This window comes from Paenibacillus medicaginis, assembly GCF_042138635.1.
GTDB classification, from domain to species: domain Bacteria; phylum Bacillota; class Bacilli; order Paenibacillales; family Paenibacillaceae; genus Paenibacillus; species Paenibacillus medicaginis.
In genome coordinates this window covers 48,313-60,897 of sequence record NZ_JBHIRY010000001.1, presented here as the reverse complement: position 1 = coordinate 60,897, position 12,585 = coordinate 48,313, and the positions used below count along the sequence as shown (strand labels likewise).

The 12,585-nt window shown below is 49.7% G+C and carries 12 protein-coding genes and 1 pseudogene; 11 read left to right on the top strand and 2 right to left on the bottom strand.

Annotated features, from left to right (window positions below; all coding sequences use genetic code 11):
• Window positions 1–3 precede the first annotated feature (3 nt).
• The 4 genes from ACE5LO_RS00310 to ACE5LO_RS00295 all read left to right on the top strand — a co-directional run bounded on the left by ACE5LO_RS00310 (window position 4) and on the right by ACE5LO_RS00295 (window position 4,973).
• Window positions 4–1,485, top strand: a complete 1,482-nt coding sequence (locus ACE5LO_RS00310; RefSeq protein ID WP_375518082.1) for a sugar ABC transporter ATP-binding protein — start codon at window positions 4–6, stop codon at window positions 1,483–1,485.
• A 1-nt stretch (window position 1,486) separates the two neighbouring features.
• Complete coding sequence (gene rbsC / locus ACE5LO_RS00305) at window positions 1,487–2,458, top strand: ribose ABC transporter permease RbsC (protein ID WP_375518081.1); 972 nt, start codon at window positions 1,487–1,489, stop codon at window positions 2,456–2,458.
• Between the two features lie 14 nt (window positions 2,459–2,472).
• Window positions 2,473–3,405, top strand: a complete 933-nt coding sequence (gene rbsB / locus ACE5LO_RS00300; protein ID WP_375518080.1) for a ribose ABC transporter substrate-binding protein RbsB — start codon at window positions 2,473–2,475, stop codon at window positions 3,403–3,405.
• A gap of 161 nt (window positions 3,406–3,566) precedes the next feature.
• Window positions 3,567–4,973 carry an LTA synthase family protein gene (locus ACE5LO_RS00295; RefSeq protein ID WP_375518079.1) on the top strand — a complete coding sequence of 469 codons (1,407 nt, stop codon included), beginning with the start codon at window positions 3,567–3,569 and terminating at the stop codon, window positions 4,971–4,973.
• Between the two features lie 29 nt (window positions 4,974–5,002).
• Here ACE5LO_RS00295 and ACE5LO_RS00290 read toward each other — a convergent pair whose 3' ends face one another.
• Together ACE5LO_RS00290 and ACE5LO_RS00285 are read right to left on the bottom strand one after the other, a co-directional pair.
• Entirely contained in the window at window positions 5,003–6,241 is a 1,239-nt protein-coding gene (locus ACE5LO_RS00290) for an MDR family MFS transporter (protein ID WP_375518078.1), read from the bottom strand.
• Between the two features lie 121 nt (window positions 6,242–6,362).
• Complete coding sequence (locus tag ACE5LO_RS00285) at window positions 6,363–6,896, bottom strand: Crp/Fnr family transcriptional regulator (RefSeq protein WP_375518077.1); 534 nt, start codon at window positions 6,894–6,896, stop codon at window positions 6,363–6,365.
• Window positions 6,897–7,163: 267 nt separating this feature from the next.
• Between ACE5LO_RS00285 and ACE5LO_RS00280 the strand changes: the two genes are divergently transcribed.
• The 7 genes and pseudogenes from ACE5LO_RS00280 (at window position 7,164) to ACE5LO_RS00250 (ending at window position 12,504) form a co-directional block, all read left to right on the top strand.
• Window positions 7,164–8,390: a cbb3-type cytochrome c oxidase subunit I gene (locus tag ACE5LO_RS00280; protein WP_375518076.1), complete on the top strand. Its 1,227-nt coding sequence runs from the start codon at window positions 7,164–7,166 to the stop codon at window positions 8,388–8,390.
• Window positions 8,391–8,414: 24 nt separating this feature from the next.
• Window positions 8,415–8,732: a metal-sulfur cluster assembly factor gene (locus tag ACE5LO_RS00275; protein ID WP_375518075.1), complete on the top strand. Its 318-nt coding sequence runs from the start codon at window positions 8,415–8,417 to the stop codon at window positions 8,730–8,732.
• 18 nt (window positions 8,733–8,750) lie between these two features.
• A complete protein-coding gene (locus ACE5LO_RS00270; protein WP_375518074.1) occupies window positions 8,751–9,092 on the top strand; it encodes a cupin domain-containing protein in 342 nt (113 codons plus the stop codon).
• Window positions 9,093–9,138: 46 nt separating this feature from the next.
• Window positions 9,139–10,116: a multicopper oxidase domain-containing protein gene (locus ACE5LO_RS00265; protein ID WP_375518073.1), complete on the top strand. Its 978-nt coding sequence runs from the start codon at window positions 9,139–9,141 to the stop codon at window positions 10,114–10,116.
• Between the two features lie 24 nt (window positions 10,117–10,140).
• Window positions 10,141–10,503 carry a DUF488 domain-containing protein gene (locus ACE5LO_RS00260; protein ID WP_375518072.1) on the top strand — a complete coding sequence of 121 codons (363 nt, stop codon included), beginning with the start codon at window positions 10,141–10,143 and terminating at the stop codon, window positions 10,501–10,503.
• A gap of 271 nt (window positions 10,504–10,774) precedes the next feature.
• Window positions 10,775–11,261 (top strand): annotated as a pseudogene (locus ACE5LO_RS00255) (TetR/AcrR family transcriptional regulator).
• Window positions 11,262–11,436: 175 nt separating this feature from the next.
• Window positions 11,437–12,504, top strand: coding sequence for an aldo/keto reductase (locus ACE5LO_RS00250; RefSeq protein ID WP_375518071.1), 1,068 nt, complete (start codon window positions 11,437–11,439; stop codon window positions 12,502–12,504).
• Window positions 12,505–12,585: the final 81 nt, after the last annotated feature.

The following is a 12,585-nucleotide window of genomic DNA, read 5'->3' as shown; positions in this document are numbered from 1 at the left end:
ATCATGCATATTCAGATGAAAGGCATTCATAAAGCGTTTGGAACGAATCAGGTGCTGAACGGAGTGGATTTTGAACTGAAGGAAGGCGAAGTCCATGCCTTGATGGGTGAGAACGGAGCTGGTAAATCGACATTGATGAACATTCTGATCGGTTTACATCAGAGAGATCAAGGCACCATCGAGCTTGACGGAAAGGAAACCTATTTTGGCAGCCCTAAGGAAGCGGAGCAGCAGGGAATCGCCTTTATACATCAAGAGTTGAACGTTTGGCCGGAAATGACGGTGCTTGAGAACCTGTTCATCGGCAAGGAGTTGACTTCAAGCCTAGGGCTGCTCAATACGAAGCAAATGAAAGCGCTCGCCCAAGAGCAATTTGCCAAGCTGTCGGTTCAAATTCCGCTGGAACGTCCTGCAGGAGAATGCTCCGTCGGACAGCAGCAGATGATTGAAATTGCCAAAGCCCTGATGACAGATGCCAAGGTAATCATCATGGATGAGCCGACCGCAGCGCTTACGGAACGCGAGATTCAGAAGCTGTTTGATGTCATCGCCTCGCTCAGGAAAAACGGGGTATCCATCGTCTATATTTCGCACCGCATGGAGGAAATCTTCACCATCTGTGACCGCATTACCGTTATGCGTGACGGCAAAACTGTGGATACCAAGCCAATCCCGGAGACAAGCTTTGATGAAGTCGTCCGTAAAATGGTTGGCCGTGAGTTGACGGAACGATATCCGGCGCGTAATCCTTCTTATGGTGAAATCGTTCTGGAGGTTCGCAATGCAAGCCGCAAAGGACTGTTTGAGAATGTCAGCTTCTCTGTAAAAGCGGGCGAAATTCTCGGCTTCTCCGGACTCATGGGCTCAGGACGCACCGAAATCATGCGGGCCATCTTTGGACTCGATGGTTTGGACAGCGGGGACATTGTGCTCCGCGGCAAAAAAGTTCATATCCGGAAGCCAGACGATGCGGTCAGACACGGAATCGGTTTTATTACGGAAGACCGCAAGGATGAAGGCCTGGTACTTGATTTCTCAATTCGCGAGAACATGGCCTTGCCGAATCTGTTCAGTTTTTCAGCCAAAGGATTCATTTCCGCCAAGAAAGAGCAGGACTTCGTTGATACGCTGATCAAACGGCTGCAAATCAAAACCCAATCCTCGGAAACGGCGGCCCGGAACCTGTCCGGGGGTAACCAGCAAAAGGTCGTTATCGCCAAGTGGGTTGGCATCGGTCCAAGCGTGCTCATCCTGGATGAGCCGACACGCGGTGTCGATGTGGGGGCGAAACGGGAAATTTATCAGCTGATGAATGAACTGACAGACCGCGGTGTCGCCATCATCATGGTTTCATCTGAGCTTCCCGAGGTACTGGGTATGAGCGACCGGATCGCGGTGGTGCATGAAGGACGCATTACCGGTGAGCTGTCAAAAGAAGAGGCAACACAGGAAAACATTATGACATTGGCCACAGGGGGGCAATGAGATGACAACTTTGCAGAACAACAACACGGCAAAAGGCGGCTTCCGCCTTACGAATCTGACACAAAAATTGGGACCGTTGCTCGGTTTGATCATTCTGATCGTCATTGTTTCAGTATTAAATCCGAGCTTTTTGGAACCACTTAACATTTTGAATCTGCTGCGCCAGGTCTCAATTAACGCGCTGATTGCCTTTGGCATGACGTTTGTGATTCTGACCGGCGGGATTGACTTGTCAGTCGGCTCCATTCTTGCATTATCGAGCGCCTTTGTGGCCAATATGATGCTGTCCGGCGTAGACCCGCTTCTGTCCATCATCATCGGGGTAGCGCTCGGTGGTGTCATGGGTATGGTGAACGGCCTCATGATCACCAAAGGTAAAATGGCACCTTTTATTGCCACATTGGCTACAATGACCGTATTCAGAGGTTTGACGCTTGTTTATACGGACGGCAACCCGATCACAGGACTGGGCGATAGCCTGCTGTTCCAATTGTTTGGACGCGGTTACCTGTTCGGTATTCCTGTTCCGGCCGTCACGATGCTGATTACCTTTTTGATTCTGTGGATAATTTTGCATAAAACAGCCTTTGGCCGTAAAACTTACGCTATCGGGGGCAATGAGAAAGCCTCCATTATTTCCGGGATTAAAGTGTCGCGTGTCAAAATCATGATTTACTCTTTGGCAGGCATGCTGTCGGCACTCGCCGGCGCGATTCTCACCTCCCGTCTGAACTCGGCACAACCAACGGCCGGAACGTCCTATGAGCTGGATGCCATCGCTGCCGTTGTGCTGGGCGGAACAAGCCTGTCAGGCGGACGCGGCCGGATTGTGGGTACACTTATCGGTGTGCTGATCATCGGTGTTCTGAACAACGGCTTGAACCTGCTGGGGGTTAACTCCTTCTATCAAATGGTTGTCAAAGGTGTCGTTATTGCTATTGCCGTCCTGCTGGACCGCAAGAAAACGGCTTAAGGGGAGAGACGAACATGAAAAAACTAAGCATATTCCTTCTTGTAAGTGCATTAATGATTGTTTTGGCCGGATGCTCCCTGGAGCCTCCGGGATGGGCCAAGCCTAGCTCCGGCGGAAGCCAGGAGCAAATCAAAATCGGCCTGTCGATTTCAACCCTGAACAATCCGTTCTTCGTATCCCTTAAGGATGGGGTAGTTGCAGAAGCGGAAAAACTGGGCATGCAGGTGATTGTCGTTGACGCCCAGAACGATTCGGCCAAGCAGACCAACGATGTGGATGATTTGATCCAGCAGGGAGTAAACGCATTGCTCATTAATCCGGCTGATTCTGCGGCCATTTCCACTGTCGTTCAATCTGCCAACAGCATCGGCATTCCGGTCATTACGCTGGACCGTTCCGCTGATAAAGGCGAGGTTGCGGCATTGGTGGCATCTGATAACGTCAAAGGTGGACGCATGGCAGCCCAATACTTCGTCGATCAGCTTGGCGAGGGAGCGAAGGTGATTGAACTGGAAGGTGTGCCGGGCGCATCCGCAACCCGCGAGCGGGGCAAAGGCTTCCACGAAATTGCCGACAAGCAGCTCACTGTTGTGGCCAAGCAAGCGGCTGACTTTGACCGCTCCAAGGGGCTGAATGTGATGGAAAACCTGCTGCAGGGCAACCCTGACGTGCAGGCGGTATTTGCCCATAATGACGAAATGGCGCTCGGTGCCATCGAAGCGATCCAAAGCTCCGGTAAAAATATTCCGGTCATCGGCTTTGACGGCAACGATGATGCGATCAAGTCGATTCAGGAAGGAAAATTGACGGCGACGGTTGCACAGCAGCCGCAACTGATCGGACAACTGTCGGTACAGGCAGCACGTGATGTGCTGGACGGCAAGAAGATTGAGAAGTCCATCCCGGCCGAATTGAAGCTGATTACGAAAGAAAACGCAGACCAGTAAATGAGATGAACGAATCCCGTCCTGGGTCCAAGTGACCGGGGCGGGATTTTTTTGTTTTGCAATCTGGAAAAAAGTTCGTTTCCGTACAGTACATGGATGGTTAGGGAGCGGGGAAAATAAGCGGAGAACTGCTGCGGCATCATCGGGAGAGTGAACCTATCATGAACAGGTCCAAAAAGAAGATAAGGAGATGGACGCTTGGATTCCTTGCTGTCACTGCCTTGGCCGGTCTGGCCGTGTTCGCTGGCATTGCTCATCATGAAAGGGTCCCTCCGGCAAAGAAGCAGACAAGCACGATGAATACGGGTCTGCAGTCCACCGTCCAGGCCATTCAGCAAATGGAGGAGACTTATCCTTACCGAAAGTATAAAAAAGCGGGGGCGCCAGCCTATTTTGGGGCAGGAAAGGGCTGCAATCTGATCGTCGTTCAGCTTGAGTCTTTTCAAAATTTTCTGTTAAACACCTCTGTAGATGGTAAAGAGCTGACGCCAGTTATAAACCGGCTGGCCGCGGAAAGCCTGTATTTCCCTTACATATTTCAGCAAATGGGTCGGGGCAACACCTCGGATGCCGAGTTTTTGAGCAATACCTCCGTGTATCCGGTAGGCAACAAGCCGATGTCCTATGCTTACAGCGACAAAAAGCTGCCGAGTCTGGCACGGCTGATGCACAAGCAGGGGTATACGGCCAGCACTTTTCACGTCAACAATATTACGTTCTGGAATCGTGACGAGCTGTACAAGGCTTTGAATTTCGATAAGTATTATGACAAGCCTTATTTCCACAAGCAAAACTTCAACCGCTTCGGCGCTTCCGATGAAGAGCTTTTCCGGGTGGGCTTGAACAAGCTGACAGCACTGCAGTACAGATGGAAACCATTTTATGCCCAGCTCATTACCGCCTCCAGCCATGCCCCCTTCACGGTGCCTGACGCAAGCAAACGGCTAAAGCTGCCAGCGCGTCTGAAAGGCCAGCCGCTTGGAGACTACCTGACGGCCGTGAACTATGCGGATTATGCGTTAGGTACTTTTATCGACGGTCTGAAAAAGAACGGTTTATGGGAGAAAAGCGTTGTCGTTGTGTACGGAGACCATTTCGGACTGAACCGCAAAAAATTCAAGGCCAAGGAGGTCAGCCAGGCGCTTGACATTCCGTACCACCGTCATATCACCAGGTTCAACGTGCCCCTGATGATCCATCTTCCCGGCCAATCCGGGCGGGTGGTTGAACAGGTGGGGGGACAGGTGGATATTTTGCCGACCGTGGCGAACATTATGGGCATTGACCTGGCACAGGAAGGGTTTACCGCCTTCGGGCATGATCTGATGAACATAGACCGCAACATTATCGGTATCCGTTATTATTTGCCAACAGGATCGTTTTTTAACAATGAGATTTTGTTCATCGCAGGCAAAAAAGGTTTTACGGACGGTAAGGCGGTATCGCTCCGAACGCTGCAGCCGGTCAAGGATTTATCGCCTTACCAGTCCGAGTATAAGTATATCAGGAAATGGATGAAGCTTTCGGACAAGTATGTCAAGGAGCTTCCCGAGCGCAGCGAATTTTGATAGACGTTTTCTTATGATATACGTTTTTCTTATAGGGCCGGCGCTTGTTCCGCGGCAGCAGCCCGTTCACGTCTGGCAAGACGCCGGTGTGCGATATACAGGAAGGGAAGGCCGGCGATGGTCATGAGCGTCAGTGGAATAAATACGGTCAGGCCGTTCGTGGCGCCAAATTGATCAAGCAGTAATCCGCCCAGGACCGGGGCCAATACGTTGCCGAAGTGGTTGAAGCCGATGGTGCCGAAATACGTTCCCTTCAACTCCGGCTTGGCAATCCGGTCCACCAGCATGTCCATCATCGTAAACATCATCACTTCTCCGACCGTAAACACCACAACACCGATCATCATCAATGCGATGCCTTCCGCGATGCCAAAAAGCAGAAAGCTCGCTGCAACACATAGATTGCCAAGCATCAGTGGAACGAGTGGAGGCAGATTGCGCATCAGCCGCACGATCGGAAACTGCACAACCAGCACGGTTACCGCATTTAAAGAAAGCATATAAGAGAACACTTTCGCTCCGTCGGCAAAGTCGGTGTTCAAGATCAGATACTGCGCCAGCGTTGATTCGAAATGTCCATAGCCCAGCACGCAAAAAACGGTGCCGATCAGTACGGGCAAAAAGACGCGGTCGCTGCCCGTAATCCGCAAAGCCTCAACCAGCTTCGGAGGACTTGTGTCCGTACGACGGGTCAGGGCGGAACGGTGCAGGGAGAACTGGAAAAACAGGACAGCTCCATAAGCCGTATATACGAGCGCGGCGACCAGAAAAGGGAATGTCGATTGTGCCGTACCCAGCTGCAGTCCGATCAGCGGACCAAACACGACCCCCATGTTGATCGCGGCATAGCGCAGGTTAAATACAAGCAACTTGTGCTCCGGCGGTGTAATGTCGGACAGCATGGCCCGTGCCGTCGGCTCAAAGAAAGCGCGGGCCAGTCCGTTCAACGTATTGAAAATAAAAAACATCAGCAGATGCTCGGCGGTGGAAAAGCCGACAAACACGGCCGCCCACCCGAATATGGAGACCAGCATAACGATCTTGCGTCCAATACGGTCAGATATGTATCCGCCGTAAAAGCTGACAAGCACTCCGGCAAGCGAGCTGACGGCAACCGTGACACCAGTCTGCGAAGGCGTAGCCCCCAGAACCTGCGTTAAATAAATGGAGAGAAAGGGAATGCTCATGGACGTTACAAGTCTGCCGAACAAGGTGCCGATAATGATCGTCCAAGCGAGAGGATGAATCTGTCGAATCGTGTGTGCCATCTTTTAGTTCTCCTTTTTAATATGTACTTGCCGTGATGCTTCTTTGATCGGTCGTGGAACGATGTTCTCATTCTAGGGCAAGAAAAGGAGAAGAAAAAGTGTAAGTTTCAATTGCTGCATTTCACCTTTTACCGGACGTATTTGGAGCTTCACCGGTTCTGATTTGACTGCGGAGCAGCCGGTTAATCGTTTCCCTGCGCAGGCCGATGAATTGGCCGATTTCATCCTGGGTCAGAACATCCGTCAATGTGGACGGTGCGATATAAGGCTGAATCCACGCTTGCAGCTTCAGCAGCCTTTCAGCGGGAGATACCTCGGTTAACTGATCAATACGCTGCTGCATCATGCGCAGCTTGTCCTGCAATTGCAGAGCGATGGCACGGCAGCGCTCCGGGTCCTCTTCAAGTTCACGATACCAGTCTGAGCGGGGAAGGACATCCACCTCGCTTTTCACCAGCGCGATTGCCGATCCAAAATACGGGTTGGGGCTGATCAGGGAATGATGAGGAATCGTTTCGCTCGGCACAATGACGTTTACCAGCAATTGCGTACCGTCGGGGTGAATGCGCACAATTTTTAACATGCCGCTTTTCAGATGATACAGAGACCCCGATTCACCTTGTCTGAACAGAGTCTCGCCTTTTTGTAAAATCATAATTATACCTCCACATGTACCCCAACGAAATGCTGAGATTTCCATATTACATTTTATTGGATCAGAATTATTATAGCAGTCCTCACATTCCGCCTCCAAGTGACAGATTTGGATCTCGGCATTTAACCCCTCCCATAAGGCATGTTGTGACTGCAATCACAATGTGTGGTTCTTGCAGCTTTTACAATACTCTTAACAGATGAAAACCATTCTCAAAAGGAGGGTACAGATTTCCTGAATCTTACTTAGGACGGGGTGAATACTCGTATGTTCAAGCTTCCTTTTTCTTTTATCGTTACGGGTATGATCAGTTTTGTGCTGTATCATGTTTTGACATTGCTGGACTTTGCAGGCTGGATTACTGACTATCCCCGGACTCCGGACGGCTGGTATATGGTGCACCTGTTGGTTCTGGGCTGGGCGACCATGATCGCGATGGGTGCGATTTATCAGCTGGTTCCCGTTGTTCTTCAATCAGCCATTTATAGCGAAAAGCTTGGTTTTGTCCAGTACGGGCTGTTTACTTCAGGCACGGCAGGTCTGTTGTTCGCATTTCGTACGGCCCATGCCGGGTGGACTGCCATTTGCGCAACGGCGGCATTTCTGGGCATTATGCTGTTTTTGTGGAACATTGGAGTCACTTTATGGAAGAGCCACCGCTGGAATCCGGTTACCCTATGTGCAGCCAGCGCAGTCTGTTATTTGGGACTTACGGGAATGAGCGGCATGCTGCTGGGCATGGATTTTCATTTCAATTGGCTTGGAATAGTTCACGACCGTTTGTTCGGGGCCCATGTATGGCTTGGCATGACCGGATGGTTCGGGCTGCTGATCATTGGTTTCAGCTACAAGCTGCTGCCCATGTTTTTATTGGCCCATCATTATTCTGAGCGGTTGCAAAAAGTTATCATTCTATTGTGGAATGCTGCTGTGTGGTGTGGTGTTCTTGGTTTTATGACAGACTGGGGCTTCGTCAAATCTATTGCCTTTCTTTTGCTGGCAGGGGCATTGGTTCTGTATTGCTGTCATGTGCAGCAGATGTATGCCGTCCGCCATAAGCCTGATCCCGGCGCGGGAGTTACCTGGGCGATATGGGCTGCAAGGCTGCTGGCGGCCGAGGCAGTAATTGCGTCCGTATCCTATACGCTTATCCCGGATCAGCTTCCTCATTCCTTCATTGTAATGATCGTTTGGAGTTATTTATACGGATGGGTTGGGATCACCATTATGGGTTATTTGTCCAAAATCGTTCCTTTTTTGTGGTGGACACATAAATATGGCCCGCAGGTGGGCAAGATCAAAGTTCCGACCATGGGTCAGCTTTTGCTGGAACGGCCGATTCATACGAGTCTTGCGGTATTGGCTTTCTGCCTGCTGCTGCTTCTGATTGGCATGGGATCGGGACAAGGGGTATTGGTGGGCGCGGCCGGGAGTGCGCTGTCCATTGCGGCCTTGATCTATATGAGTGTAATAGCGCGTGTGTTTACAAAATAACGAAAGGCAAGGGAGGAATACATCATGGGCTTGCATGATAAAACGGAAATGTTCGCAGAAATCATGGCTACGTTGAAGGAGGTATATGATCCGGAGCTTGGCATCAGCATCGTGGATTTGGGATTGATTTACGGTGTGGAGTGTACAGAAGGGACCGCAAAAATCACCATGACCCTGACCACACCCGGCTGCCCGATGCATGACATGCTGGTTGGCGGGGTAAAACGAGCAATTGCCGGACTTCCAGGAATACGTGACGTTCAGGTGCAGGTGGTATGGGAGCCACAGTGGAGTCCGGAGCAAATGTCCGACGAAGCCAAGGAATGGCTGGGCTATCTTTAAATCAGGGAGGATAAGGATATGGAGAAGATAAGCAAAAAGGAATATCAGCAGTTTAATGAAGAGCATTTTATGAAAAAAATCTTGTTCAGGCATGGTCAAAGCGTCGTGTTTACGCTCAGCTTCCGGCCCGGACAGCAGCTTCCACCTCACCGTCATCCCGGCAGCCATTTGTACCTGACCGTGCTGGAAGGGGGAGGGACGCTCACTATCGACGGCAGCGATACAGACATCGTAAAAGGTGACGCTGTCCATTGCGAAGGAGAAGAAGAGTTCTCATTCCACAACACGGGAGCCGAATCAGCGGTCCTCTACGTTATGCTGAATGATATACCGGATGAACGATATGCGCAGAATATTTGAACACGTATTTGAAGAAAGCAGTGTTCCGTACGAAAGGAAGATGCCTATGTTCAGGCACTGGTTCAATCTATTCATCATAATTGCGGTGTTCGCTGTTCTGGCTATGACCGGTTGTGAATCCGGCCCATCACAAGAATCGTCTGCACCAAAGGAGATCACTCAACCAGCACTGCCGAAGGAAAAACTTGATCAGCCTCCGGTAAAGCCGGTGATCCGGAAAGAAGGCAACCAGGTGTATGTCGACCTGACCGCCCAGGTAACTGCTATCGAAATTGCCAAAGGTTACACCTATCATGCGTGGACGTTCAACGGTACCGTGCCCGGACCGGTATTGCGGGTGAAGGAAGGAGATACAATTCATCTGACCCTGCGCAATCTGGACCCGAATCTGCCGCATTCCATGGATATGCATGCCGTTCAAGCGGCACCCTCCAAGCATTTTATTGACGTGAACCCCGGAGAGGATGGGACCTTCAAATATAAAGCGGACCATCCCGGCGTATTTATGTATCATTGCGGCACCAAACCGGTGCTGCAGCATCTGGCCAACGGCATGTATGGTATGATTATCGTTGAACCGGCGGAGGGATATCCGACCGATAAGATCGTTGATCGGGAGTATACGATCGTACAAAGCGAATTTTACAAGGAAAATGATCTGCAAGCCTTTAGTGAAGGGGAACCGACACATGTGGTGTTCAACGGCAGCACGGAAGCGATGAAGGATCAGCCTTTTACGGCCAAAGCCGGGGATAGAGTACGTTTTTATGTTGTAAATACAGGGCCAAATCATGTCAGCTCGTTTCATATCGTAGGGGCTATTATGGACCGGGTATACCTGGATGGAAATCCGCAGAATGTGCTGCAAGGGATGCAAACCGTACTTCTCCCGGCAGGCGGCGGGGCGGTCATTGAGACTGAGGTGAATGAAGAAGGAGAGTACATGATCGTGACTCACCAATTCAACGATGCGGACAGAGGGGCCACAGCAACTTTGTCGGTTACCCGCCAGCTTCAAGAATGAGCGTTTGCGCAAGCGGAGGTTGTTATGTTTGTAATCAAAAGAATATATGACCGGTCTGACCCGGACGATCAGATCCGGGTGCTGGTGGATCGGCTGTGGCCGCGCGGGATCGATAAACGGCGGGCACAGCTTACGACATGGATGAAGGAAGTGGCTCCAAGCGGCGAGCTGCGCAGATGGTTTGGACATGATCCAGATAAGTTTACGGAGTTTAGCAGCCGTTATATGGAAGAATTGCAGGGGGCATCTGCTCAGCCTTATTTACGGCAGCTGCGTGAATGGGCTGAGAATCATACGGTTACCCTGCTTTATGCGGCAAAAGATGAGCAGTGCAATCATGCGCTGATTCTCAAACAAGTACTTCAAGATACCAAACCGGAGCTTTAATGACTGTTCGCTAAAGAAACTGTACCGCCCCATCTGGCCCGGGTACAGTTTTTTAGGTTTGAATTGGCATTTACATACTCTAATCTCCAAACAGTGATGGACTAGGAAACTGGAGGAGTTGAGAAAACGACAGCCGATTATAAACTTGGTGTGGCCCCTCAAGCGAGACGCAGGCTTTCACTAAGCGGATACTATCGTACTCAAGGAAATGATAATCAATTCTTTACTGATCGTTCCCGATATGTTATATTGATGACGGGAGGGAGATGGAATGGCGAGAAGCAAGGAATTTGAAGAGAACGTGGTATTGGATAAAGCGATGAAGCTTTTTTGGGAACAGGGTTACGAGAAGACATCCATGACTGATCTGGTCGAGCAAATGGGAATCCATCGCAGAAGTTAAAAGCTCCAAGACTGCACCGGAAGCTCTACGGATTATTTTTGGCTTCATGATTCGTGGAGAAGAGGACTTACCTTCCGGCTGCTTAATGGTGAATTCGGCGGTGGAATTGGCAACGCGCGATGCCGATGTGGATACAAAGTCCACTAAAGCGTTCACAATAGCAGAGCAGCAGCTCAAGGAAATTATTCTTTGGGGGCAGCGGGACGGTGATTTCAGCTCAGATTATGATGCCGGGGAATTGGCGGAATATCTGCATAATGTATGGCTTGGGTTAAGGGTAATGGCAAGAACCTCAGTTGCCAAAGAAAAATTTCACCGCATAGCCAATATATCGATGAAACTTTTAGAAGGATGATGAATTTATTTGTATGAGTGATTCTGCCTTCTGCCTAAAGCTATTCTCAACTACGGGAGTAATAATTTGTGTGTATTTTAGAATGAACGTTCTCAATCATCGTCGCTTAACCCTTTAAATAGGAGGCCAGGGATTTTGAAAAAACTACTTAATACAAAGAAGGGATTGAGTGAACATGGAATATCGTGTATTAGGTCGTACAGGTCTTAAAGTAAGCAGTTTTGTATTAGGTACTGGTACATTTGGTTTTTGGGGGAATAATACGGCGAAAGAGGCTGCACCCATTCTGGATGAAGCTCTTGCTGGAGGAATTAACCTAATCGATACTGCGGATGTTTATTCAAGTGGTGAATCAGAAGCAATTTTAGGTGAAATTCTAAAAGGTCGCAGACAGGATGTCATTCTGGCAACTAAGGGTGGACATCCCATGGGCAGTGGACTAAATCAATCTGGAAATTCAAAATATTGGATAAAACGAGCAGTAGAAGATAGTTTGAGAAGGCTGCAAACCGATTATATCGATCTGTATCAACTACATCTGCCTGACCTTAATACCGATATTGAAGAAACGCTTAGTGTACTTACGGATCTGGTCAGTGAAGGGAAAATTCGCTACATTGGCACATCCAATTTTCAAGCCTGGCAAGTTACAGAGGCTCAATGGACCAGCGAACGCAAAAATGTAGCACGTTTTGTCTCTGAACAATCCCCGTATTCCATTTTAAACCGCAGTATCGAATTCGATTTGCTTGCTGCCACAGCGAAATACGGAATGGGCGTTTTGGTTTGGAGCCCACTTTCGGGTGGTCTATTAACTGGTAAATATCGTTTTGGGGAAGCAGTCTCCTCCAATTCAAGAGCAGCCACCTTTGCAGGAAACTTGCAATCCATTGTTGACCCTAATCGGGAAGAAAATCGGTCCAAGTTTGAAGCCATAGCCAAACTTCAAACACTTGCAGATGAAGCGGGATTGACTTTACCGCATCTTGCCATGGCATTCACGCAAGCTCATCCTTCCATTACTTCAGCAATTGTTGGGGCTAGGACGATCGAGCAGCTCCGGGAAACATTAAAGGGTAGTGACATCCGATTAAGCACGGATATACTGGATGCGATCGATGCGATTGTTCCACCAGGCGTAACCCTGGATGCGATGGAAAAAGGATGGACTCCCGGTTGGTTACAAGCAGAGAAGCGAAGAATCCGGAGCAAACCGAGGTTTTGGCCGCCATCTTACCCTTGAACTTCTATCCAGAGGGGCTAAGGTGTATGCTGGTGCAAGAAATCCGGAGTCCATTGACATTCCCGGTGCAATTCCTGTAAA